General features: G+C 51.8%; 25 protein-coding genes. 4 read left to right on the forward strand and 21 right to left on the reverse strand.

Translation table 11 applies throughout. The features are described from left to right. Positions 1–21 precede the first annotated feature (21 nt). From LI015_RS14980 to LI015_RS15015, 8 genes are all read right to left on the reverse strand, one after another. The gene (locus LI015_RS14980; protein ID WP_054354410.1) at positions 22–1,050 is read right to left on the reverse strand and encodes an immunity protein Imm33 domain-containing protein; all 1,029 of its coding nucleotides are present in this window, start codon (positions 1,048–1,050) and stop codon (positions 22–24) included. A 175-nt stretch (positions 1,051–1,225) separates the two neighbouring features. Further along, positions 1,226–1,510: a hypothetical protein gene (locus tag LI015_RS14985; RefSeq protein ID WP_002565248.1), complete on the reverse strand. Its 285-nt coding sequence runs from the start codon at positions 1,508–1,510 to the stop codon at positions 1,226–1,228. An 81-nt stretch (positions 1,511–1,591) separates the two neighbouring features. After that, positions 1,592–3,955 carry a xanthine dehydrogenase family protein molybdopterin-binding subunit gene (locus LI015_RS14990; RefSeq protein ID WP_002569573.1) on the reverse strand — a complete coding sequence of 788 codons (2,364 nt, stop codon included), beginning with the start codon at positions 3,953–3,955 and terminating at the stop codon, positions 1,592–1,594. Next, entirely contained in the window at positions 3,948–4,439 is a 492-nt protein-coding gene (locus LI015_RS14995; protein WP_002569574.1) for a (2Fe-2S)-binding protein, read from the reverse strand. The genes LI015_RS14990 and LI015_RS14995 overlap by 8 nt, the downstream gene beginning before the upstream one ends. 17 nt (positions 4,440–4,456) lie before the next feature. Beyond that, the gene (locus LI015_RS15000) at positions 4,457–5,323 is read right to left on the reverse strand and encodes an FAD binding domain-containing protein (protein ID WP_002572215.1); all 867 of its coding nucleotides are present in this window, start codon (positions 5,321–5,323) and stop codon (positions 4,457–4,459) included. Between the two features lie 296 nt (positions 5,324–5,619). Continuing rightward, entirely contained in the window at positions 5,620–7,092 is a 1,473-nt protein-coding gene (locus LI015_RS15005; RefSeq protein WP_002572214.1) for a DEAD/DEAH box helicase, read from the reverse strand. A 28-nt stretch (positions 7,093–7,120) separates the two neighbouring features. After that, positions 7,121–7,810: a YoaK family protein gene (locus LI015_RS15010; RefSeq protein WP_002572213.1), complete on the reverse strand. Its 690-nt coding sequence runs from the start codon at positions 7,808–7,810 to the stop codon at positions 7,121–7,123. Positions 7,811–7,920: 110 nt separating this feature from the next. Next, on the reverse strand, positions 7,921–8,418 hold the full coding sequence (locus tag LI015_RS15015; RefSeq protein ID WP_002569578.1) for a CarD family transcriptional regulator: 498 nt from the start codon (positions 8,416–8,418) through the stop codon (positions 7,921–7,923). Between the two features lie 332 nt (positions 8,419–8,750). Between LI015_RS15015 and LI015_RS15020 the strand changes: the two genes are divergently transcribed. Further along, complete coding sequence (locus LI015_RS15020; RefSeq protein WP_002569579.1) at positions 8,751–9,041, forward strand: DUF2325 domain-containing protein; 291 nt, start codon at positions 8,751–8,753, stop codon at positions 9,039–9,041. 9 nt (positions 9,042–9,050) lie between these two features. Here LI015_RS15020 and yqeB read toward each other — a convergent pair whose 3' ends face one another. The 3 genes from yqeB to dapA form a co-directional block, all read right to left on the reverse strand. Beyond that, positions 9,051–9,878 (reverse strand): selenium-dependent molybdenum cofactor biosynthesis protein YqeB, encoded by an 828-nt coding sequence (gene yqeB, locus LI015_RS15025; RefSeq protein WP_227125532.1) that lies wholly within the window; start codon positions 9,876–9,878, stop codon positions 9,051–9,053. Positions 9,879–9,905: 27 nt separating this feature from the next. Next, the gene (locus LI015_RS15030; RefSeq protein WP_002572212.1) at positions 9,906–10,295 is read right to left on the reverse strand and encodes a winged helix-turn-helix domain-containing protein; all 390 of its coding nucleotides are present in this window, start codon (positions 10,293–10,295) and stop codon (positions 9,906–9,908) included. Positions 10,296–10,425: 130 nt separating this feature from the next. Next, positions 10,426–11,349, reverse strand: a complete 924-nt coding sequence (gene dapA / locus LI015_RS15035) for a 4-hydroxy-tetrahydrodipicolinate synthase (RefSeq protein ID WP_002569582.1) — start codon at positions 11,347–11,349, stop codon at positions 10,426–10,428. Between the two features lie 124 nt (positions 11,350–11,473). Between dapA and LI015_RS15040 the strand changes: the two genes are divergently transcribed. From LI015_RS15040 to LI015_RS15050, 3 genes are all read left to right on the forward strand, one after another. Further along, positions 11,474–12,322 carry a dipicolinate synthase subunit DpsA gene (locus LI015_RS15040; protein WP_227125534.1) on the forward strand — a complete coding sequence of 283 codons (849 nt, stop codon included), beginning with the start codon at positions 11,474–11,476 and terminating at the stop codon, positions 12,320–12,322. A 17-nt stretch (positions 12,323–12,339) separates the two neighbouring features. Beyond that, positions 12,340–12,924 (forward strand): dipicolinate synthase subunit B, encoded by a 585-nt coding sequence (locus tag LI015_RS15045; protein WP_002572209.1) that lies wholly within the window; start codon positions 12,340–12,342, stop codon positions 12,922–12,924. A gap of 302 nt (positions 12,925–13,226) precedes the next feature. Continuing rightward, a complete protein-coding gene (locus LI015_RS15050; protein WP_002572208.1) occupies positions 13,227–13,970 on the forward strand; it encodes a GNAT family N-acetyltransferase in 744 nt (247 codons plus the stop codon). An 11-nt stretch (positions 13,971–13,981) separates the two neighbouring features. Here LI015_RS15050 and LI015_RS15055 read toward each other — a convergent pair whose 3' ends face one another. The 10 genes from LI015_RS15055 to LI015_RS15100 all read right to left on the reverse strand — a co-directional run bounded on the left by LI015_RS15055 (position 13,982) and on the right by LI015_RS15100 (position 25,195). After that, positions 13,982–14,989, reverse strand: coding sequence for a reverse transcriptase domain-containing protein (locus tag LI015_RS15055; protein WP_227125536.1), 1,008 nt, complete (start codon positions 14,987–14,989; stop codon positions 13,982–13,984). A gap of 419 nt (positions 14,990–15,408) precedes the next feature. Further along, complete coding sequence (locus LI015_RS15060; RefSeq protein ID WP_002569587.1) at positions 15,409–16,242, reverse strand: carbohydrate ABC transporter permease; 834 nt, start codon at positions 16,240–16,242, stop codon at positions 15,409–15,411. Between the two features lie 14 nt (positions 16,243–16,256). Beyond that, the gene (locus tag LI015_RS15065) at positions 16,257–17,135 is read right to left on the reverse strand and encodes a carbohydrate ABC transporter permease (protein WP_002569588.1); all 879 of its coding nucleotides are present in this window, start codon (positions 17,133–17,135) and stop codon (positions 16,257–16,259) included. A 62-nt stretch (positions 17,136–17,197) separates the two neighbouring features. After that, complete coding sequence (locus LI015_RS15070) at positions 17,198–18,637, reverse strand: ABC transporter substrate-binding protein (RefSeq protein WP_118018646.1); 1,440 nt, start codon at positions 18,635–18,637, stop codon at positions 17,198–17,200. 33 nt (positions 18,638–18,670) lie between these two features. After that, the gene (locus LI015_RS15075; RefSeq protein ID WP_118018647.1) at positions 18,671–19,636 is read right to left on the reverse strand and encodes a uroporphyrinogen decarboxylase family protein; all 966 of its coding nucleotides are present in this window, start codon (positions 19,634–19,636) and stop codon (positions 18,671–18,673) included. A 247-nt stretch (positions 19,637–19,883) separates the two neighbouring features. Then, the gene (locus LI015_RS15080; protein WP_002569591.1) at positions 19,884–20,531 is read right to left on the reverse strand and encodes a GntR family transcriptional regulator; all 648 of its coding nucleotides are present in this window, start codon (positions 20,529–20,531) and stop codon (positions 19,884–19,886) included. Continuing rightward, positions 20,528–21,760 carry a hypothetical protein gene (locus tag LI015_RS15085; RefSeq protein ID WP_227125538.1) on the reverse strand — a complete coding sequence of 411 codons (1,233 nt, stop codon included), beginning with the start codon at positions 21,758–21,760 and terminating at the stop codon, positions 20,528–20,530. Before LI015_RS15085 ends, LI015_RS15080 begins: the two co-directional genes overlap by 4 nt. A 70-nt stretch (positions 21,761–21,830) precedes the next feature. Continuing rightward, entirely contained in the window at positions 21,831–22,595 is a 765-nt protein-coding gene (locus LI015_RS15090; protein WP_195633877.1) for a 4Fe-4S binding protein, read from the reverse strand. A 205-nt stretch (positions 22,596–22,800) separates the two neighbouring features. Then, positions 22,801–23,991, reverse strand: coding sequence for a mandelate racemase/muconate lactonizing enzyme family protein (locus LI015_RS15095; protein WP_002569594.1), 1,191 nt, complete (start codon positions 23,989–23,991; stop codon positions 22,801–22,803). Positions 23,992–24,007: 16 nt separating this feature from the next. Further along, positions 24,008–25,195, reverse strand: coding sequence for a mandelate racemase/muconate lactonizing enzyme family protein (locus LI015_RS15100; protein WP_002572201.1), 1,188 nt, complete (start codon positions 25,193–25,195; stop codon positions 24,008–24,010). Positions 25,196–25,221: the final 26 nt, after the last annotated feature.

Consider the following 25,221-nt stretch of genomic DNA (forward strand, 5'->3'; position numbering starts at 1 on the left):
CATTTTTCCTCTGCGTTCCTTCTACCGTTCCCTCTGCCACTCCCCTTTTGCATTCCTGCCAAAGGCACTGCCCTCCTTTGCCTCTGCATAGCCAAGGATGGTGGCATCCAGGTTGCATATATCATTTAGGGACCAGATGGTAAAGTTGTCCGGATTCCTGCTGTATTCATCGCTCTCATCCCCGGCAAAAAACCTCCATCCCGTATCCGCCCACTGTTCGCTGGGCCGGCTGTCCCTGTACATATATCCAATGGCCCGTCCCTCCTCAATCTGCTTTGAAACAATGCAGCCTCCATTATGGGGCAGAAGACTGACCCATTCCCGCTTTTCCGGCGCGTACCAGGCATTCCTGTACCAGGCTCCGCCCTCCTCCAGCAAGTGTAAGGCCAGCTTTCTATTCAGGTCCAGGAAGGAAAGCATGTCTTCCTCATCACCGCCCGGCACATCGTAGACAGCCCCGCAGATACAGCTGACCGCATAGTCCTTAAAGGTGTGGTAAAATACCTGGGCCTTGCGGACCTGATAGTCGGTCAGCTCATCAAATGTCTCCCTGTCTATGATGCCGCAGGCACAGGCCAGGCGTCCCAGTCCGATTCTCTCATTGATGTCCCATGCATAGAACCCCCGCTCCCCCACATAGGGACGGAACAGGGAGGCCCGCTTAAACCGGGTCTCAAACGCCCGTCTGCCCTCCTCCTCCAGCTCCTCCAGATCAAACAGCGGCGCATCGCACCAGAAGGTCATAAACTGCTCATACTCCCTGCCCGAGGTAAACTGCTCCATACAGACCTTTTCAAGGCTTTCCCTGTCATAGATACCATAGAGCCGGAACAGATGGGCCTTCAGCTCCTCTGACGCCGGTTCATCCCCACACCGGTAAAGGGTCCGGTACCCCATGTGGCACGGTATCCCCGGCGCCCTGCGGCATGCGGCAATCCCGCTGAGCAGCAGGGTAAATGCATGCCTGTCCGTCTCTGCCGGGTCCGGCGCTTCCGGCATTCTCTGTATCTCCTCAACCAGCTCCTTTACAGCCTGTGATACTCTGTCCATTCTTTTCCCTCCTGGTCCTTACTGCATGTTTAAAACTATCTGCTACCAGCATATTACAACTGTAATTTAAATGCAACCTTGATTCACATTCATTTTGATCCTGCGGCCAAACAAATACGGGCCTCCTGTTCCCGGAAGCCCGCATCATCCAAATCTTATCTCTATTCCCATTCAATCAGACACCCTGCCCCATGGCAGCCCTGCCTTCATACCTGCACTCCCCGGATATGCCCTGGTAATGGCAGGTGCTGCAATCCGTGACATACCCCACATACTTCTCAGTCTCAATATAAGCCCCGCACATGCCCTGATGGCGGGCGTATACCTGAAGGCACATATCAGCCACGAAATTACAGGCAGTGGCTTTGCCCCCGCAATACTTACAGACATAATCGCCGCAGGCCCTTTCCTCCGCTACCACGCCGTTCGGCAGGCGCATTTTCTTTAATTGACGGCCCATAATGGCAGCCTCCTTTCCATTTTGAAAGAAGGCGGCATGAAGCCGCCTTCCTGGTTTCATCTGATCATCCGCTGAACGCACTTATTTTGAATTCCTGTCATCCTTCATGCCGTGCAGCGCTCTCCAGATATGCTCCGGGTCCAGAGGCAGCTCTGTGAAGTACACTCCGGTTGCCATGTTGACCGCATTGGCAATGGCAGGCGCCACAGGTGCTGCGGAGCCCTCGCCAGCTTCCTTTGCGCCCAGAGGTCCTTCCTCGTCCGGTGTAAAGTCGTAAAAGGTGCGCATCTTCGGCATATCAAGGGCAGTGGGCAGCCGGTAATCGCGGAAGTTGGGATTGAGAATCTTTCCTTCCCTGGTTACATTGTGCTCATAGACAGCATAGCCCAGGCCCATGCCGATGGATCCCTCCAGCTGGCCTTCCACGGCCCTTTTATTCAGTGCGCGGCCGCAGTCATGGGCAAATACAAATTCATCAATATCCAGGACGCCGGTCTCCTCGTCCACAGTCAGATGGGCTGCTCCGGTGGAGAAGCTGTATGCAGGCGCGTAGTTGGTGGTATTGTTGCCGTTGTACTGTGAATTGTCGGTACGGTGGTAGTAGGATCCCACGCCAATCAGTTCATCGCCGCCCTTGACCGTCATATACTTGAACATGGCGTCTCCAATGGACATCTGATACTCTGCCTTCTCCTTGCTGATTACCTTTCCGTCCAGACACTCTAATGTCTCCGGCATCACACCCCACATAGGCGCAATGACCTCAAACAGCTGGCGTTTTGCATCCACGGCAGCGCGGCGGGCCGCATTGCCGGCCAGGAAGGTAACACGGCTGCCGTAAGAGCCGGAATCCCAGGGCGTCAGGAAGGTGTCGGACATAAAGGTCTTGACCATATCCATGGGAAGCCCCAGTTCCTCGGCCACAATGGCCGTCATAACCGTATCGGAACCCTGTCCTATGTCGTGGGAGCCGATGTACAGGGTGGCCATGCCCCGCTTGTTCATGCGCAGGGTCACGCACGCAGAGCTCTGGTTGGGCGCTTCCAGCACCGCGAATCCGGTGCCCGATACAAAGCCGGTGCCCGCAAAACCAATGCCCTCTCCCTTTTTCAGCTTATCCTTCTTCTCATACCAGCCAATTTCCTTTGCAGCCGTATCCAGTGTCTCCTTGTATGCGCAGCTGGTGATTGCCAGTCCGGCCGGAGCCACGTATCCGGGGTCTGCCGCGCTTATCTTGCGGAACTCAACCGGGTCAATGCCCATCTGGTCAGCCGCGAACTGCATGTTCAGGTCATGGGCAAAATGCACCTGGCATGCCGTATATCCTCTCATGGCTCCTGCAGAAGGGTTATTGGTATACACACGCCTTGCCAGGAAATCCACGGAATTCATCTTGTAAGGGAAGTTGGCCCACAATGTGGACTGGGCGCAGGCCGCAACACCGGACCCGCCGTAAGGCCCGCCGTCCAGCACATGGTAGCATTTCTTTGCCAGCAGCTTACCGTCTGTCCCAAAGGCAGTGTCAATATGCATGTAAATGGGGTGGCGGTTGCGCGTGGTCTGGAATACTTCTTCGCGGGACAGAATCATGCGTACCGGGCGTCCGGTCATCTCCGCCATCTTGGCAGCGCAAAGACCAAAGGAATAGGAATCCAGCTTGCCGCCGAAACCGCCGCCCACAAGAGGCTTGATTACCCGCACCTGGTTCTCTCCAACGCCAAGGCAGCGGGCATACCAGAACTGGTCCACAAAGGACATCTGGGTGGACATCCAGATGGTGTAGGTCCCATTCCTGTAGGTAGCCACTGCGCCGTGGGGCTCCATGGCCGCATGTACCATACGGTGGGTCTTGTAATCCCTGTGCTGCACATAGGATGCGCGGTCAAATTCCTCATCAATATCCGTGCCCGCCTTCATCACGGACTGCATGCCGATATTGTGTATGCCTTTGCCTTCCCAGTTTACCTCGGGGGCATTCTCCTCCATTGCCTCAAAGGGGTCAAACACCCCCGGAAGCACCTGGTACTCTACCTTAATCAGATCCGCGGCCCGCTGGGCGGTTTCCTCATCCACGGCTGCCACGGCTGCCACATCGTCACCAACCTGGCGCACCTTCTCAGAACACAATACTTCCTTGTCCGCGAACTCAGCTGCAAATTCTCCATTTCCCACCAGGGACTTCCACTCAAAGTCCCTGGCAGTGAGGATGCACTTTACACCTGGAAGCTTCTCTGCCTCGCTGGTGTCAATGGACAGGATTTTTGCAGATGCATAAGGGCTTCTGACCATTTTTCCGGTAAGCATATCCGGAAACATGATGTCACCTACATACTGGCCGTGTCCTGTTACCTTGTCTTCAGCGTCAATCCTGACATAATTGTTCTCGCCGGTCAGACGGTAAAATTCTGGTTTTTTAAAATAATGTTTGTCACAGTCTTTATGCATTCTTTGCTTCCTCCTCCCAGTTCATCTGCGCAGCGGCTGCCTGGATTGCCTCCACAATCTTTGCATAACCGGTGCAGCGGCACAGATTGCCCTCAATGGCTTCCCGGATTTCCAGTTCCGTAGGATGTTTATTCACATCCAGAAGAGCTTTGGCGGACATAATCATACCCGGAGTACAGTAGCCGCACTGCATGGCCCACTTCTCTATAAACTGCTTCTGAATGGGATGAAGCATCCCCTCCCTGGCAATCCCCTCCACGGTTATGATCTCATGGCCGTCGCACTCCACGGCCAGGGTACAGCAGGAGTTAACCGGCTTACCGTCAAGCATCACGGTACAGGCGCCACACTCCCCTTCCTCACACCCCTTTTTCGTGCCTGTCAGAAACAACTGGTCACGAAGAAAATCCAGAAGCGTCAGGTTATCCTTCACAATAGCATCAACCGGATCTCCGTTGATGATTAAACTTATACTATGTTTCATTCCTGTCTCCCTCCTAGTTATGAGCATTCCATGGCCTGCTTAATGGCACGTTTTGTAAACACACGGATCATATCCTTCCTGTATTCGGCCGATGCGCGGATATCAGAGATTGGATGACAGGAATTCATTGCTTCCTCCGATGCCTTCACAATCACTTCATCGGTAAGTTCTTTGCCAATCAGGGCTTCCTCCGCCCCGGGCGCCCGTACCGGCGTGGCCGCAACCGCGCCCAGGGCAATCCTGGCGTCTGTGCAGACGCCGTCTTCCACCTTAATCTTGACTGCGACGCCGATGATGGCCAGGTCCATCGCCTTTCTGACCGCGTGTTTTATGTATGCAGCCCTCTCATTCTCAGCCAGCGGCGGAATCACGATGCCTGTCACGATTTCTCCCGGCTCCAGGGAAGTCTTTTTGACACCCAGGAAAAAGTCTTCGATTTGAATGACCCGGTCCTTGTTGGGACCCTGTACCAATATCTTAGCTCCCTGAGCCAGAAGATTGGGGGCTGTATCGCAGGATGGGGACGCATTGCAGATATTGCCTGCCATGGTGCCCTTTGTCCTGATTTGTGTGGATGCCACTACCTTGGCGGCATGAGCCACTGCCGGATTCTTTTCTTTAACCAGAGGAGATGTCTCTATGGTACGCAGTGTTGTCAGCGCCCCTATTTTTAAACCTTCCCTGTCATCGTATTCCAGATAATCCAAACCTGGAATTTTCTTAAGGTCAATGATATACTCTGGTGATATAACCTTGTCTTTCATTGGCGGAATCAGATCCGTTGCGCCTGCCATAACCCTGGCTGTGCTTCCAAGCTCAAGGAACAGATTGCACGCCTCCCCGATGGTCTTAGGAGCAAGATACTCGAATTGAGGTAATACCATTTACGTTTTCCTCCTTACACTTCTTTTTATTGCCTGCTAATTGTTACGTTCTCCCTGTATCATAATTGTAGAAGGAAACGCTTCCGCTTGCCAGAAGTGTATATCACAGATGTTGCAATTGTTACACCTTTTGTCTCTGTTTCACGCGTACATCCTGGGGAATGGGAAATGCAAAAAAACAGCTGCAATAAATAAACGAATGGCCAGGCTGCCGGTATCTCCTGCGGATACCGGCAGCCTGGCCATAACGGATATGGAAACCATCTGCTTGAAATGACAGTGAAACGCGCAGAATACTATACTCCATTATTCTGCGAAGTAATTCTCACCTTCCTGATTTTCCCCTTGATGGTCCTGTCCTGAAGGCCTGCCAGAACCTGAGAGCCTTTGCGGTTCAATATCTCCACAAAGGTGAGGCTTTCCCTGATATCTATGATTCCTATGTCCTCCGCATCCACGCCCTCTATGCTGCACACAGCGCCCACGATATCGCCGGACCTCATCTTGGATTTACGGCCGCCCCCGATGGACAGTCTGGTAATGGACCGGTCCAGCTTCTCCCCCTTATGGGGGCCGGGTACCGGCTTCTTTCTCTGGAGGGCCCAGAAAGCCTTTTCCTCCTCTTCCTCTGTCTCCGGACAGGGAAGAACCGGAAGCGGCACTCCCACATACGCCTCCGCCTTGTGAAGCGTCTTTATCTCATCCTCAGTCACCAGGCTGGCCGCTCTGCCTGCCTTTCCATTTCTCCCGGTACGTCCAATCCGGTGCACATAAGTCTCCCTTCCCATGGGAAAATCGTAGTTCACCACCAGGCCCACGTCCTCAAAATCAATTCCCCTTGCGGCCACATCCGTGGCAATCAGGTACCGGAACCCTCCCCGCCTGAATGCATCCACATTTTTAAGCCGTTCCTTCTGCTCCATATCACCGTGGATCATGCCGCAGAATATCCTGTCTCTTCTCAGCTTCTGGAATAACACCTGGACCATTTCCCTGGTACCGCAGAATATCATGGCGCGCTCCGGGTTTTCCTTCATGAGAACGCGCTTGAATGCCGTATACTTCTGGTCCTGTGCGACGCCGTACACTGACTGCCGGATGGGAAGGGGCGTCTCCCCCTCCTGTTCCAGGAAAACGGAAACCGCATCCTTTACCGTTTCCTCTGCCAGGTTCTTCACATCCTCATCCAGGGTGGCTGAAAAAAGAAGGGTCTGCCGTTTCTCAGGAAGGAGCCCCACAATCTGCCTGACCTCGTCCATGAACCCCATATCAAGCATCAGATCCGCCTCGTCAATCACCAGGTATCTCACCCCTGTCAGCTTCAGGCTCCCCCTGCGCACATGGTCCATGACACGCCCCGGTGTCCCCACCACAATATGGGTTTTCTGGCGCAGTGTCTGTATCTGCTTGTCAATGGGAAAGCCGCCGAACACAGCCGGTACCTTCAGCCGTTTTTTCCTGCCAATCCTGAATATCTCCTGGCTGACCTGCACGGCCAACTCCCTGCTTGGCTCCAGCACCAGAGCCTGGGGCAGGTTTTCCTCCCAGACTATCTGTTCGCAGACAGGAATGGCAAAGGCAGCCGTCTTGCCTGTTCCTGTCTGGGACCGCACCACCACATTCCTGCCTGCCAGCACATGAGGCAGCACCTCCTCCTGCACTCTGGTGGGATGTTCATACCCTAACAGCGCCAGCGTCTCCGTGATTTCACCGGATAAACCGTAGCCGCCAAAACAGCGGTCCGGTTCCGTTTTTTGATTATTTTCCATATATCTCCATTTCTTTACAAGGGAGCTTCTACCTGCGCCCGCCTTCTATATCTTCTTTCACAAACATGATCAGGAAGCTGACCAGCAGAAGCCCGCAGCTGACCCATATGGTGCGCTCCCTGAGATAGGCTGTAAGTACACTGCCCATGACGGCACCCACTGCAAATATGCCGATGACTCCATAGTAGCGGATACATTTATCCCGATGGTCCTTTTTGCCCGTATGGCGGTACCAGTACAGGTTTTCCGTGGCGCTGCGCAGATTTCCGATACACATGGTGGTGGCATAGGGGCTTCCCTTGATTTTCCTGAAGGCATTGACCTGAAGGGCGCATACAAATGAGACAATGATATTGGCTGCCATATTCATATCCTGGGGCAGGAATCCCACCACAAAAAGCAAAATGATCTCAATAGCCACAATCAGCTGCCTCCAATGGAACCTTCTGTCCTGCCGGTGAAGCCGTTTTACATGCTCCGCCATATACACGCCGCAGGCAAAGGCCAGAACAGGAGCCAGATACCGCACAGCCAGGTTCCACTCCCTGGCAGCCAAATGGCTTCCCATGAGAACGATATTGCCTGTCTGTGCATTGGCAAACACATTTCCCCTGCAGTAATACGTATAAGCATCCTGGAACCCTCCGGATAAAGTCAAAAAAATACCCGTTGACACAGCCTCCGACATCTGTCCACGGGTACCCATACTCTTTTCCATCTCTCCTGCCGCCTTTCCCAAGTTAGGAATCTGATAAATCTGATTCTTCCAACTCAAGATTTTACCACAGTTCAGATTAAAATAAAATAGTTAAATGTTTCACAGTTTTATCACGCTTCACCAATCTGGCTGGTAATATAGTCCGGTATCTCCTCCGGGCAGATATCCAGGGCAGTGGCCAGTTCTCCAAACAGCAGCTTCCGGGCGCTCTTTACGCCGTCCCGCTCACGGATGGACAAGGGCTTTCCCTTTCCCCTGCGGTTCTGCTCCATCTCTGATATCTCCTTAATCATAGATGCCAGTTGAGTACAATCGCCGGACTCAAGGATCTGCCTGTACGCCTGGGGTCTTTCCTTGTCGTTTGCATACTGCTTTCCCTCAACAGACGGCAGGGCCAGTATGAACTGCTCTGCTTCCTGCCTGGTCATGATTTCCCTCATCTTTACCTTTGGGCTGTCCACCGGTATATAGATGGTGGTATCCTGGTCAAACTTCGGTACAAGGCTGTAATACACCTTGTCATTATTAGAGAAGTCAGGTTTCGATATGCCTTCCACCTGGCATACGCCTACAGTTCCATAGAGAATATATTCTCCTTTTTTAAACAAATTCCCACCTTTCCGAACAGATACTGTTCAAGTGTTAACGGGGTATCTATATAGTATATCACACTTTTCCCTATTTGTAAAATGCAGGCATCCGACAAAGGTATCCGGCACGTAAGCCGGCAAAGGTTCCGGCACTCCGGCCGGCGGCATTCCTTCGGTGGGTTTTCAGAATCATTTCAAAGTCCTGCTGCCGAAACAACGCAAAATATACCCCGGTAACATGATAAACTTTCTCATGTAAAGGGCTGGACAATTTTACAAAATTATTGTATTATGTCATTACACAGTTAGTTCTAACTAACCACCTGGACACCGAAAAAGGAGGATTTTACATGAGCGTTGTCATTATCGGAGGCCATGACCGCATGGTAAGCCAATATAAGAAGATTTGCAGGAATTACAAATGTAAGGCAAAGGTATTTACCCAGATGAGCGCCAGCCTGGATAAACAGATTGGCAGTCCTGACCTGCTGGTCCTGTTTACCAACACTGTGTCCCACAAAATGATACGCTGCGCCCTGGACGAGGTGGGAAACGGCACGGAGATCGTCCGCTGCCATACCAGCAGCGGCACAGCCCTCACTGAAATCCTGGAAGAAAAATGCGCGGTCTGTGCCCTATAGGCTTTTCAATCAATACCCCTGCTTCACCTCCAGCATATGTAAGCCCTCCACCACGGAGCCTGCGATGCATCTGGCCTTGTCCGATATGGTGAAGCAGTTTTCATATTCACTTTTTCTGGGATCAATGTCAGCGATCTTAAATCCCTTCACTACCGGATACCCGTCTTTTATGATACCCCTCAAAAGCCCTGTCAGGGAAGCTTCCACCGTGACCTCGCCCTGTCCGGTCACAATGACTCCAATGGCCTGGCCCTGCTCCACCATGTCCCCAATCAGGGCCTTGCCAAAGAAAATCCCCTTGGCCGGGGCATGGATGACCCGCTCTGCCCCATAGCCGCCGATGACTCCGGGAATTCCGGTATTGGGGGCAGCGCTTCCGTTTCCAATGATGCGTCCCAGATTGTGGCCTCTCATGGTCTCTATCACAAGGTCCACATCCTGACCGGCTGTGAAGCCCGGCCCGAGGCCGATGGTCTTATCCGCCATGTCCCTTGTGGTCCCCAGGTTCTTCTTGGCCAGTATGGCATCCACCAGAGCCCAGGGACGCACTTTTTCAAGCACTGCGCAGTTCTCGTCAATCATGACGGGCACTGCTCCCTGCTCCATGATGGCGCAGGCTTCCTTATAGCCGGAAGCCTTGATACAGGTAATTCCCTCCACCTCAGACGTACCGTCATATACTGCTTCGGAAAAGGCCACGCATCTGCGGATTGCCGAGGGGTATCCCGACTCCAGCACCAGCACCGGGTATCCGCAGCGGTAAAGCCTGTGGATGGTACCGGTGGCAATATCACCGCCGCCTCTTACAATTACCAGTTGTTTTGCACGTTCCGTCATTTTACATCCATTTCCTTCCATCTTTAATTATTCGTCTGCCTGTTCAGCTGACTGCTTCAGCTCTTCCACCCATTCCTGTGAAAAGTGCTGTTCAAATAACCGGTCCAGTTCCTGCCTTGTCTCTGCCATGAAGGCGTCGTATGCCTCCAGAAGCCGGACTGCCTGAGGCGTAAGGGTGGAGCCGCCTCCGTCCCTTCCTCCTGTCTCCCGCTCCGTCAGCATGAACCCCCATGCCTTTTCTGACTCCTTTAACATCTTCCAAGCTTTGCTGTAAGCCATGTTCATGGCCTGGGCCGCCCCCTGGAGGGAACCGGTGGATTCCACTCCCCTCAGCAGTACCGACATGCCGGGTCCGAATGCCTTATTTTCAAAATATAATTTCAGTGATATCCCATAGTGAAGCTGATTCTGGTCCAATGATATGCCCCCTTTTTTGAATGGTTATGTTTTTTTAAGAATAACGTCCTCAAAGATAAAAGCCGGGCAATCGCCGGCTTTTGATTCTCTGTGCATAAAGCTCCAAACTGCTATTCTTTCACTCCCTTTATTATAGCAGATTTGTCTGATTATGCAATTCTTTTTTCAGGCTGATTCCCTGCCGTTTCATAACCTCTGCCAGTCTCTCCCTCTGCTCCGGCTCCATAGGTGTCAGCGGAAGGCGCAGGTCATCCCCGCAGACCCCCATCAGGCCAAGGGCCGTCTTCACTGGTATGGGGTTTACATCCCAGAACAGGGCTTCCATGATTTCCAGAAGCTGAAGCTGCATCCGTCTGCTCTCCTTCACATCCCCATCCAGGTACAGACGGCACATCTTATGTGTCTCTTTCGGCATGATATTGGCCAGCACCGACACTACACCCTTGCCGCCCAGAGACATGATGGGTACGGTCTGGTCATCATTGCCTGAATAAATGTCAAATCCCTGCCCGCACAGGGCTGCTGTCCTGGCAATCAGGGACAGGTTGCCGCTGGCCTCCTTTGTCCCCCGTATATTGGGATGCTCCGACAAAATCCTGTAGGTTTCCGGCTGTATGGTTACCCCGGTACGGCTGGGCACATTGTATAAAAGGATGGGTATGCTCACATGGTCCGCCACCTGGGTAAAATGGCGCACCAGCCCCTCCTGGGATGCCTTGTTGTAATAGGGAGTCACCTGCAGCAGGGCATCCGCCCCCAGCTCCTGGGCCTTTCTGGACAGCTCCACCGCATGCTCCGTACAGTTGCTCCCCGTACCCGCAATCACCGGAATCCTGCCGTCCACCTGTCTTACGGCGTAGCGGATAACAGCCATTTTTTCCTTGTCGTCCAGGGTGGCCGACTCCCCTGTGGTACCGTTCACCACCACAGCGTCCGTGCCTTCCCTTATCATCCATTCTAAAAGCCTTCCAAAGGCATCAAAATCAAGATTTCCATATCCGTTCATGGGCGTCACCACTGCCGCAGCGCTGCCCTCAAAAATACTGTGACTCATAAACATCAGTCCCCCGATTCAATCATTATACTATGAAAATATGACAAACCCGTCTTTATGGTACCAATTATTTCCTTCTGTCATATAGTGACAATATGAATCCAATCTCATAAGGAGAGTATCCATGCATCAATTCCTCATACTGGGCGGAGACTCCAGGCAGGTTTGCCTGAACCGGCTTCTCAGTCAGTCCGGTGCCAGTACCTGCTTTTACTATGACAGACCCTCTTCCCCCTTCTCTCTCAGGGAAGCCATGGAAGATTCCCATATCATCCTCTGCCCCGTTCCCTTTACCAAGGACGGTAAAACCATTTTCTCAGAAAACAGCCTGCCCGGCCTGGAAATACAGACCTTCACGGCCTGCCTGAAAAACACCCATATACTCTTTGGAGGGAATATCCCTTCCGCTGTCAGGGAGCGCTGTGACCTTCTTTCCATTCCCTGCCATGATTTCATGAAGATGGAGGACGTGGCATGGAAAAATGCGGTTGCCACCGCAGAGGGTGCCGTGGCAGAGGCCATATCCTTAAGTCCGGTAAATCTTTACAGAAGCCGCTGCCTGGTAACCGGGTACGGCAGATGCGCCGCCATTCTGGCCGACCGGCTAAAGGGCATGGGAGCCCGCGTAACCGTGGCGGGCCGCAATGCCTCCCGGCTGGTCCCGGCCCATTGTATGGGATACGATACCTGCCTGTTAAAGGAACTGGGCGCCGTCATAGGAGAATCTGACTTTATATTCAACACCATACCGTCCCTGGTACTGGACGCTGCCCTGGCAAATCAGGTTCAGGAAAATGCGGCTGTCATCGACATTGCCTCCGCGCCGGGAGGGGTGGATTTCCAAGCCCTTGAACGCCGGAATATACGGGCCAGATTATGTCCCGGACTTCCCGGCCGCTGCTCACCCCTCTCCTCTGCCCTGATTCTTTATGAGGCCGTCATGGAGCATATCCGGGATTCACAGACTCAGTAAGGAATAAGGAGAATACTATGGAATTAAAAGGAAAACATGTAGGCCTGGCCGTCACCGGGTCTTTTTGCACCTTTGCAAAAATAGAACAGGAAATCAGGCATCTGAAGGAGACAGGGGCCATCCTGCACCCCGTCTTCTCTGGAAGCGTCCAGTCCACGGACTCCCGTTTCGGGGATACCGGCCAGTTTATGGACCGGATCACATCCATCACGGAAATGAAGCCAATACTGAAAATCGAGGAGGCCGAACCCATTGGTCCAAAGGGGTACCTGGATGTCCTCCTCATCGCTCCCTGCACCGGTAACACCCTGGCAAAGCTGGCAAACGGAATCACGGACACTCCGGTCCTTATGGCTGCAAAAGCACATCTGCGAAACGGCAGGCCGCTGGTGATATCCGTATCCACCAACGATGCCCTTGGCATCAACCTTAAGAACATCGGCCTGCTGTTCAACATGAAGAACATTTACTTTGTTCCCTTTGGCCAGGATGATCCGGTGAAAAAGCCTACCTCCATGATTGCCCATACCGGACTCATAGAGGATACCCTTAAGGAGGCCCTGGAGGGCAGGCAGATACAGCCGGTTATACAGGGGGTGTAGGACTCTTCCGTCAAAATCTCTCCGCTGCAAAAATCACTGGGGCCGGAAGCATGCTGCCACAGCATGATCCCGGCCCCTCAGCAGACATCCGCGCCAGTATTTCGCTCAATATTATATATTCCCTTAACGAAAGAACATGACATACTGTTGTCATATTCAATGTTCTATCCTTATAGAAAAAGGCCCTGAAGGACCAATCTGTCGAATCACTAAATTCAGGGAGCCGGCACATGATGAGCCATAGAAACCGCCCATCAGGCCAGGCCCTATGATACAGGCATACGATACGGAGGAATAAGGAAATGGAGCTTATCAAAATAACACACGGCAACCTTGAACAGGAACATATCTGTTGTGCGATATCAAACAACAAAGACATTCAGGTCATGACAAAAAAAGCCTGGCTCAAAGAAAGACTTGACGAGGGACTTGTATTCTTAAAATGCAATGTGAGGGGAAAGTGCTTTATTGAGTATATTCCCGCTGAATACGCCTGGGCGCCGATAGAAGCGGACGGGTATATGTATATCAACTGCCTGTGGGTATCCGGACAGTTTAAGGGACTTGGCTACTCAACGCTTTTGCTGGACGAATGTATCCGGGACAGTAAGGAAAAAGGTAAAAAAGGACTTGTTATCTTATCCTCAAAGAAAAAAATGGGATATCTTTCCGACCCTGAATATCTGAAATATAAAGGGTTTGAAACCGCAGACGCGGCAGGCCCCTATTTTGAACTGATGTATCTGGCCTTTGACAGAAATGCTGACAAACCATGTTTCAGACATACGGCTAAAAACCGTGAGGACATGCCAAAGGGCCTGGTCCTGTACTACACCAGCCAATGTCCCTTTACGGCAAAATATGTGCCGCTTCTGGAAAAAACAGCCAAAGAAAGAAATGTGGAGCTTCAAACCGTGCATATACAGACAAGAGAGGACGCCCAAAACGCACCGGCTCCCTTTACAACATTCTCACTGTTTCGCGATGGAGAACTCTTAACCCATGAGATACTGTCGGAAAAGAAATTTGATAAACTAATATCTTAGGCTGACAGCGGTTAAAGACACATATCCTGCCCCAGCATCTCCCTAAGTCTCACCTGGGCTTCCCGGAACCAGGCATCCCCATTCCCTGAGGCCAGCAGCACATAGGCCGTCTTGCCCAGCAGAGACTCCAGATACCGTCTGGTTCCCCCATCCCCATCATTCAGGTATGCCTGCCTTCCGGTACGCGTCAGATGCTCCTTTGCCCCATATTTCATGCAGTAATAAATCTCCTGCCGCAGACGTCTTCTGTAGGGGGCGGGAACCCGGACCCGTTCATTCACCACCAGGCCGGTCACCACCTGCCTGGTTCCCCTGGTCAGAATCCGGGTTTTCCTCAGATTAGGCTCAAATCCCATGGACCTGAGAAAACCGTATACCTTTCCCTTCACCTCAGAACCATCAAAAACACCTGAAAATGTCATGTCATCGCAATACCTGCTGTATACAATTTCCCGTTCCCCGCACCAGGCTTCCATATACTCATCGAAGGGCTTCATCACCAGATTGGAGATGGCCGGAGACGTAGGCGCTCCCTGGGGCAGACGGTCATGGCAGCAGCAAAGGGAGGCCAGCATGACACCCACTGCCGGTGGAAAATAGGCTGCCGGAAATGCGTGATGCAGCACCATGGGAAAGGTGATGCTCCCAAAAAAATCCTCAATATCCATCTTCATGACAATCTTCCTGCCCTGATGCTTCCCTGCGTTGGCAGCCACCGAAGCCCCCTTCCTGTAAGCCGCCGCGCTGTCGGACACTGTAAATCCGTCCAGCACATGATGAAGCAGATTCCTCTGCACATTTTTCAGAAGGGGATCCGGCACCAGCAGGGTCCTGAAGCCGCCGCTTCTCTTGGGAATGTTCACCCTTTGGTAATGTTTTTCCGCGTGATTGCTGAGGGCATAGAGACAGCCCATTATTTTTTCAGGAGACCAGTCCCCGGCCCCTATCAGCCGGAAGGAAAGCATCATCTCCCTGCACTGCTCAGCGCTGCAATATTTCCACAAATCCGTCCGGGCCATATCTCTTACCTCCTGGAACCCATGCCGATTCTCCGGGTCATTTTCCGGGTCATTTTCCAGATCATTTCACAGATCAATTTCCGAATTAGTTCCTGACAAATCAAACAGTTATTACAAAAACAAAGACAGGAGAAGCAACACGTATCCGGATACCGTAAGATGCATAGGGGTACCGGGCCGCAAAGCGGCGGGCACATGAAATGTGCGGATGTACCACGGCGCAGCTTGCGGACTTATCCCTCTGCTTTTCACTCCGGGCAGCGACTCGCTGTCCGTCCAGGCTTACTGCCTATGCAATATTCCTGAAAATGCTGTTGCTTTTCCTGTCTTTGCTTATGCCATAATCATAGGCAAAAAACATTGGATTGTCAATGTACTTTTATATATGTGCTTTTATATATGTCCCTTTTAAGATGCACTTATCCCTTAACAGCGCCTTCCATCATACCGGCCTTCTGGAACTTCTCCAGAATCAGGTACAGAATGATGATAGGTATGATAACCAGGGTGGTGCCTGCCAGTATAACGGGCCACGGGGTGGATAATCCCTCGCTGACCGGCAGCAGTGATATCGTCACCATCAGCGTGTATTTTGCCTGCTTCCTTAAGTAGAGCAGAGGCCAGAAGAAATCGTTCCATCTGGCAATCAGGGTGATGGCTCCCCAGGACGCCATGGCCGGCTTGATAACCGGAAGAATGATTTTGGTGAAGATGCCGAAGTCGGAACATCCGTCAATCCTGGCCGCCTCCACCAGTTCATCCGGCACATCAGTTATATACTGGTTCATGTAAAAGATACCCACTGCCGTGGCAATCCTGGGGATTACCAGGGACCACAGGCTGTTAATCAGTCCCACCTTCTTCATGATGATGAACAAAGGCACACTTCCCACCTCCGGCGGCACCAGCATGGTGGCAATGACAAAGTAAAACAGGAATTTCCTGCCCGGAAACCTGTATTTTGCAAAGGCAAAGCCTGCCAGGGCGCAGAAAAACAGGGAGGTAATGGTTCCCATGATGGTGGTGAACACGCTGTTGAAGGCATTCTGTCCAACAGGAATCATTTCAAACAGACGCTTAAAGTTAGCCATGGTGGGATTTGACACCATCAGGGAATTAAATCCCGTGATGCTCTCACTGGTGCTCTTTATGGAAATCAGGCACATCCACACAATGGGAAACAGGCAGATAAGGGTGATGAATATCAGTACGCCGTATACCAGGACCGTGGACGCATTTTTCTTTCTGTTCATTTTATTCCCTCCTTCTATATTTCGCCCTGCTTGTGTCTTACCACAAACTGGATGATGGATATGACAATCAGAATAAGAATCAGGATAACGCCGATTGCCGATGCATAACCCATGTTGAATACATTAAAGCCTGACTCATACATGTACTGGAACAGGGATGAGTTGGAGGTTCCCGGTCCCGGAAGGATATAGGATTCATTGAACAGCTTCCACATATCCACTGTCAGTGTCACGGAACAGAAAAACAGGATATTCTTTAAGGACGGCAGGGTGATGAACCAGAACTGCTGCCACCCGTTGGCACCGTCCACCGTGGCTGCCTCATAGTAATCCTTGGATATGTTGAGCAGTCCCGATAAGAGAATCATGGTGAACCATGGTGTATATCTCCAGACATTCAGGATAATAACAGGTATCTTTGAAAATGTGGTGCTGGTAAGCCAGGGGATCTTGCTGCCCCCGAATATTGTCACCACCTCATTGACCAGACCCACGTTCTCATCAAACAGCATTCGGAAAATAAGACCCATGGCAATGGCTGCACATATATTCGGAAGGAAGGTAGCCGTCTTGAAAAATGCCCTGGCGGAATTACTTTTTAAGTATCTGCTGTTTAACAGGGACGCGATGAGCAGGGCACAGCAGATAATGAATACCAGTCCGGTGAGCCAGTAGACCACTGTGTTGCCCAGGGATTCCCAGAACATATCGTCAATCAGCATTTTCCTGTAATTGTCAAATCCGCAGAAATCCGGAGTCCCGATTCCCTTCCAGTTTGTCAGGCTGATGTAGAATGTCCATATGGTGGGCACCAGCTGAAATACAAGAAACAGGATAAAAAAGGGCATGATAAACAAATAGGGAGCCCTGTATTTTTTCAGTGCTTTTAACATTCGCTGCCTCCTCCTTAAGGTTTATAAAAGGCTCCCTCCTCGGGGCGGGAGCCTTTTTTGCATTACTGGCTGATTTCAGCCTTGCCGATCTTAGCTTTTAAGTTCTTATCCATGTTGGCGATAGCGTCGCTCATGGACTGGTTGCCTGCCACGTACTTCTCCAGCTCAGCAGAAATGATTTCATCTGCCTCTGCATCCTGAGGTGTTACCACCAGGTTTGCGGCGCCGTTCTCAAGGCACTTGCCCTCCATCTCGCGGAAGGACTGGCCGCCGTAGAAGTCAGATGGCTCTTTCCAGAATGGATCCTCCAGCATTTCCTTGGATACTGGGTTGGAATAAGGAGCGTTCTGCTCTTCCATGGAATTGACCCATACTTCCTTTGCCTGGGTGTCAAAGGTGAAATCATACCACATCTGGCGGAACAGCTCTGAATAAGGATTGTCGCCCTTCTCGATGATGGCCATGTACTGGGATACAGGAGCGCCTGCCTTGTCAACGCCTTCAAACGCAGGAGCTGACATGACTCTCCACTGTCCCTTGGTGGCTTCGCAGTTCTTTCTCATGAATTCATCCCAGAAAGCACCGATGCAGAAAGTAGCTACCTGCTGTTTGTTGATGGCGTCATAAAGAGCCGGCTCCATGATGGTGGTCTTTAAAAGAAGTCCCTCGGAATTCATGGTATCCAGGGCGCCTAATGCCTTCTGTGTTCCTTCGTCGCTGCCGATTACAACTTCTCCGTTCTCATCCCAGATTTTAGCGCCAGCTGACGGCATAAGCCCCCTGCGGCCCCAGTATCTCCAGGTCTTGCTGGTTGGGTCGATGTAGGAAAGATAAACTTCCCCGTTGCTCTTTTCCTTTAACTGGCGTCCTGCCTCTATGTAGCCTTCCATGGTATTCATCTGCTCTGCGTCCACGCCGTACTTGTCAAAGATGTCCTGGTTGTAAAACAGCACCTGGGGCCTTACGGAATCCGGCAGCGCATAGATGCGTCCGCCGATGGTGGCGTCTGTGGTGGCTCCATCTACCATCTTATCCAGAAGAGGAGTCAGATATTCAGTCTCATCCTTTAAAAGGCCTGCGCCTGCCAAATCCATGATGGTTACAGGGTCCAGCATAGCTGCGTCGGGAAGATCCTCGGTGGCTCCCGACAGTGCTGTCATGGTAATCTTCTCACGGATGTCCGCGGTTCCCTCTGTCTGGACAAACTCAATCTTCACATCCGGCGCAATATCCTTGTGGTTCTCCAGCCATGTCTCAAACCACTGCTGTCTGTACTGGGGATTTCCCATGGCGTAAACCACCAGGGTTCCTGCGGGATATACGGTCTTTTCACTGTCCGCTGCCTCTGCGCCCCCGTCTGCCGCCCCGCTCTGGTCACCCTGGGCATTCTCTGCCTTGGGCGCTGCGGTTGTGGCCGCCTGGTCGGTCTTGCCGCCGCAGGCTGCAAGGGAGCCCACCACCATGGATACCGCAAGTGCCATTGCTAACTTTCTTTTCATCATTCTCTGTTCCTCCTTTTGATATTCACTGTTACATTATTCCCTGGCTGCCTCTACGGCTGCCTTTAAAAGGTCCATATCCTGCTCTGTTGCAAGGGTGCAGTCAGCTCCCAGAATAAAATGAGTTCTTCCGAATTCCCGGATGACCTTCCTTGTCTCTTCCTTCACTGCCTCTGCCGGTCCGTCCACCAGTACGCCGTGGCGGTTGGGAAGGCCGCCCATGATGGTCTTTCCAGCAAACATCTTCCGTCCGTCCTCTAAACTGAAGGGTGCTTCATATACGCCCCAGTTCACCACGTCTGCGTAGGGGCCGTAATCCTTATAGCGGTCCATGTTCAGCTGGTCCTTGCAGATGTGGAGGAAACAGTATCCTCCCGCGTCCTTGATGGCCTTCATAATCTGCAGGTCAAAGGGCTTAATCCATTTCTCAAATTCCTCATCCGTGAAGAACCTGGTCTCGCCGCCCAGAGCCGCATAATACACGCCATCCACACCCAGCTCAATGTATGTTCTTGCCAGTTCGCACATCACGTCCGCAATACGCTTCATTCCTGCCAGAACCGTATCCTCATCCTCACGCAGCAGGCGGCAGAGCTTCTCCCTTACCTGGTCGTATGTATAGTTGGGGTCCATCTTTTCCAGAGGATGGATGGATGATGCGGTAATACCGTGAAGTGTGCCCAGTATAAATGCATCCCTGTCGCATCCGGCCAGAATCTTCTTAACCAGCTCCACCTGGTCCTGCATGAAGCCGTCCTCCATGGTCATCTCTTTTACCATGCTGTAATCGGATCCATTGTTAATCTCGCCCATATAGGGAACCAGATTCTCATTCATGATTTTAAGGATGTCTGTATCAGACTCCTCAAAAAATTTCAGATGGGCTTTTACGGCCGCGTCTCCAAAAGCTGATTCCTTAGGAAAATGCAGGGAAAATCCGCTGGGTATCTTGTCAACTTCTTCTCCCCGGATAGCTGCTGTCACTCTCTCTTTTTTTGTCATGGCTGTCTCCTCCATTAATCATATCACTGATGTGATTAGTAATCTTACTAATCGTGATTATAACACTGCCGACAAGCCGTGTCAAATATTTTTTATCCATTTTATTAAAATAATTTTATCATCCGACATAATTTTTGTTTATTTTCACGCTGTATACAATTTTTATTCAAAAAAAGGATGTAAAATTGACGGCATCAATCTTACATCCTTAGTATTTATGCATTTTCCCGTATCCAGGGGCCTGTTCTCAAAGGGAATAGTTCTCCTGAATCTGCTCTTTCACATTCAGTATGTCCTTCTGGAGCATTTCCACAGCCCGCTCCGTATCATGTTTTACCAGGGCTTCAATGATTTCCCTGTGATAAAAGCTGTTGGATTCTGCGTTCTTTTTCCAGGCTGTCTGGAAATATTGGGAAATATACGAACAGGATTTTTGAAGGGCTGCGGCAATCACATCGCATATATAACCGTTCCCGCCCATCTCACAGAGCTTCAAATGAAAATCCGTGTTCCGGTTCCAATGAATGGCCACCATCCTCTCATGGTTATCCTTTGTGATGGTATCCAGCTGTCTTAAATCTTCTATCTGCTCAGGGGTAATTCTCTGGCACAGCCGCCTCAGATTGCCTGTCTCCACATCAATTCTGAATTCCAGAAGATCCAGTATCTCCTTCAGGGTCACAGGAACCACCTGATAGCCCACCCTTGGTATACTTTTCAGGACATTATCCTTGCACAGCTCAATAAGGGCCTCCCGCACCGGTGATTTGCTCATGGCGTACTTTTCCATGATTTCCCCTTCATGGATGATATCGTTAGGCTTATAGATGCCTTCTTCTATCTCCCGGTAGATTCCCTCCACCACGGTTTCTTTCAGGGTTTTCTTCGTCTTCATCTTCTTTTCTCCAATGCCTTCCCTTTTTTATAAACCCGTTCCGCCAGCCTGTAGGATATATCATAGGCCATGGACACATCCCCTTCCATCCAGTCCTTCCCTGTCCAGAGCTGCCTGAATCCACTGACCGCTTCCTCCGTCATGCCCCCCGGCGTGGCGTGGTCCTTAAGCTTTGCTTCCAGGAACTCTCTGGTCTCCAGCTGCAAAGAAAGAAGATGCAGCTCAAAGGACCTGGGGGCAATAATGTCCGCGTTCCCGGCCGTTCCTGCTCTGGTTTCATTCCCATTCCCGTTTCCGCCTTCCCGGCCGTCATATGGTCCGGCTTTGTTTCCGGCCTCCCCGCCCGCCTCGCGGGCAAAGGCCAGGGCGCCTTCATACCAGCCCTTTTCCAGCCAGGCCAGCCTGTCCATCTGCTGCCCGTCCATCTGCTGCCCGCCCATCTGTCGCCCGTCCATCTGTCGCCCGTCCATCTGTCGCCCGTCCGGCGCTGCGGCAGGCGTAATAAGACCGGGAAGGCCCAGCCTTCTGCGGTTCAGCGCATACAGGATGCCGGCCGCCCGGGCGCAGCCGCCTTGACCGCTCTCATCCCCATAATGCGGTTCCAGCCCAAAACATAAGAGGTACAGCATATGATAGGTAATGCTCATGGACAGCAGACGCAGGGATTCATCCGGCGTACATTCAAATACCTGTCCTAGGGGTTTGAGAAACTGTCTGACCGCGTCCAGCTGCTCCCTGCCGGGAGGACAGCCGGGGTCGTATGTAATCTTATTGAAAGCCAGTGAATACACATCCAGGCCGCCGATCACAGTCTCCATGGCCGGCAGGATGCATACGGTCCTGACACCGTCACCCAGGATCCTGGTATACCATTCAGGACGCGGACTAGGAGCAAAGGACAACAGCAGCAGCCCTCCAAGCCCTTGTTCCCTGCGGTACTTTACATAGGGCTTTATGGTATCCTCCGCCACTCCCGCCACCTCATGGGGCCTGACGGAAAGCACCAGTATGCCGGGCTTATATTCCTTCAGCTTATCCAGGCAATTGCCCGCTATGATTTCAAAGCCGTATCTGTGCCTCAGCTCTTCAATCCCCCTGGAACCGGCCTTCACCGCAAACATCCGCTTTTCATATCCTTCTCCCAGCAGGCTTCTGTAGCAGGGAACCATATACGCCCCAATCCATCCCATACCAATGACAGCCAGCCTGTCTGCTCCATCACCCATCATATATTTCCATCCTTTTACAACTACATCCTAAAATTATAATCTGAAATGCGTCAGGATTCAATAGGGGGGATTATAAAAACAGCTCATTTTCCCGTCTGATATCCCTGACAGGGGAAAGCTTCTGCTCCAGCATGGCACAGGCCTGCTCAGGCAGGCTTCTGGCCTTCACCGGACAGACGGAAATACAGCGCATGCAGAGGATGCAGCGCGCCTGGTCCGTGGAGGAAGGATTGCTTACAGGGATAGCCTGCACAGGACATCTGGCAGCGCACAGCCCGCAGGATATGCAGGATGCGTTGGTAAGGGGAATCACCGGCATCTGCTTCCAGTCACGGTAAGGACGGTTTCCCGGCACCTGAGGCTCCTGCCAGCCCTCCTCTTCCAGCTTTTCAAGTATCCTGGCCCCAAAGTCAGCCATTTCCTTCCGGTCCTGATTATCCGGCCGGCCGGCCGCGACATCCCGTACCATGGAATGTTCTGCCAGCAGCGCTGTCCCTGCCCCAATCCTGAACCCCTGGGTCTTTAAGCAGTCATCCAGTTCCAGAAGGGCATCCTCAAAGGCCCTGTTGCCGTAGACTGCCGCAGTCAGCGCCACTGCCCCGCCGCCTTTCAGGTATGTAAGCTTTTCCGCCGCATATCCGGGTATCCTGCCGCCGAACACGGGCACGCCCACAATCACGGTGTCCTCCGGCCCAAAGGAATACTCTCCCTCCAGGCTGCAAAGGTCCACATCCTTGACCTTCTTCCCCATCTCCATAGCCAGATTGAGACAGGCCTTCCTGGTGCCGCCTGTGGGGCTGAAATACACAACGGTTATATGTTCCATCTTATTCATACTGTTACCTCCGGAATTTTGTATGTTGGTTCGATATTCTAGTTATTTTATCACATTCCGGGAGGAAAAGCACCATCTGAAAAACAGAATCTGTGCCGGCCTGTACCGGAATCCATTCCTGTTTAAGTCCGGACGGCTCTCCCCTCATGCAGACTGCCGCCCTTCATAAGGAAAAGCAGGCGTTTTACCGCCTGCTTTCAAAAATCTAGTCAACCACCACCCTGGCATAGGAAGCCATGGCCTCCTCGCTCATCTCCTGGCCGATTCCGGGCCGTTCATTCATCACATATCTGCCGTTTTCCGGAGCCCAGGCATATTTCCCCGCTTTCTGGTAATCTGTTTTGAAATTAGCGCAGTGCTCCTCATGAATGACAAAATTAGGTATGACGGTCTCCACATGGAGGGCGGCCGCCGTGGCAATAGGGCCGCCGCACACGTGAAGCTGGATGCCGATATCATATACATTGGCCATATCGCAGATTTTCTTTACTTCCGTGATGCCGCCGGTATTGCACAGGTCAGGCTGGGCGATGCTGAGTGTCCTGTCCTCAAAGAACTGCCTGAATCCCCAGCGCGTATAGCTCCTCTCACCGGTTGCAAGGGGGATATCGCATTTCTGCTTGATATGCTTAAATACCTCAGGATTGGAAGGCATGGTAGGTTCCTCATAGTACATGATGCGGTAAGGCTCCAGGGATTTTCCTAAAATCACGGCCGTGTTGGCGTCAAGGGTGGAATGGATCTCTATGATAATGTCAAGCTCGTCCCCTCCCGCCTCACGGGCAGCCGCAATGCGCTCCACCGCAATTTTCCTCAATGCTTCCGGATAAGCTCCCTTCAGATTGTCGCCGCGTTTTAAGTACGCCTGGTTAAAATCCTCTCTTGATAATCCGGCAAAGCACGGGTCAATCTTAACTGCATCGTATCCGTCCGCCATGGCATCCTTTACAGCGTCATAGTAATCCTTCGGTTCAAACTGAAGCTCAGACCGGTCCAGTTTTGTAATAAGGGTCCTCCACCCCATCTGCAGCTGGGAGGCGTACGCCCGGAGGGAATCATGGGTCTTTCCTCCAAGGAGCTTATAAACAGGCAGCCCCAATGCCTTTCCCTTAATATCCCAACAGGCAATGTCGATGGCGGCCATAGCGGCAGATACCGTAACGCCCCCGTTCATGCCCCAGAACGTATGGCGGTGGAGATGTTCATAAATTTTTTCCGTGTCAAAGGGATCCATTCCAATGACCATCTTGGCAAAATCCTGGCAGTTTCCCCACGCCGCGTTCTGGCAGCTGCCGTAGGAAAGCCCGGCCTCGCCAAAACCGCTGATTCCCTCGTCCGTGTTTACCTTAACCGTTATGAACGCTCCTTTATAGCATTCCACACTTGTAATCTTCATCTTCTGATTTCCCCCTTTAATTAAGTGTTATCTGGTCTTCCGATGCAAGCGCCTTGTCAGACCATTCGTTTCCAATGCCAATATCGTCCGTCACGTCCAGATACCCATTCTTCGGCATCACTACCTTTGCTGTAAGTTCCTGGTTGGAAGGATTCATACTGCGCATATGCTGTTCGTGAATGACAAAATTAGGTATACATGCCTCAAGCTGTACAGACGGCGGCGTCAGCAGGTGGGACGCGCATGTATGAATCTGAACACCCACATCAAAGGTATACGCCATATCGCAGATTCTTTTTGTTTCAGTGATTCCGCCGGCATTGCCGATATCCGGCTGGATTACCTGAATGGAATTATCCATGAAATACCGTATGTATTCCCATCGGCCGAACACCCGCTCCCCATGGGCCAGCGGCATTTTCACATTATCCTTTACATATTTGTTATTGTAGAATACCGGCGTGTTAGGCTCCTCAAAATAGTAAATATTACAGTCCTGGACTGCTGCCGACAGCTGGATTGCCGAATTGGAATTGGTTCCCGCGTGGTTTTCAATAATAAGGTCAACCTTGGGGCCTATGGCCTCCCTGACAGCATGGACACGGTCGGAGAAAACCTGTACAAGCTCAGGAGGAAGCAGGCCCAGACGGTTGGTCTCATTCAATATATTGCCCTTTTCATCCCAGTTAAGGAAATCAATCTTAATGGCATCGTAACCATCCTGAAGGGCAAGCCTGGCCCTGTCCACATAATCCTGTACGGTTACGGCCGGGGAATCTATTGGCCCCCATCCAAACTGCAGCTGTGAGGCATAGCAGCGCACCTTATCCCGCCGCTTTCCTCCCAGGAGTTTATATAACGGCACATTTAGCGCCTTGCTCTTGATATCCCACAGGGCGATATCAATGGCGCTGACTGCGCTGTACCAGAAGGCACCGCCGTTTTGCCCCCAAAAGGTTCTGAGCATCAGCTGGTCCCACAGCACCTCATTGTCAAAGGGGTCTTTTCCCGAGATAAAAGGCCACATATCCTTTATCACGCCAAAGGCCCCGTAGGTTGCATGAATTCCCGCCACCTCTCCGTCCCCGTAAATTCCTTCATCTGTGTAAATACGGATTCCCACCACCTTACTCTTTTTAGGAAACTCAGGCGTTTCAGAACGGTTGTATTCGGCCAGGAATAACTTCGCGCTTGTTATTTTCATATTTTTCCTCCTTGTATCATGAGCTT

This window comes from Enterocloster sp. 210928-DFI.2.20, from assembly GCF_020554465.1.
In the GTDB taxonomy this organism is placed as follows: Bacteria; Bacillota; Clostridia; order Lachnospirales; family Lachnospiraceae; genus Enterocloster; species Enterocloster bolteae.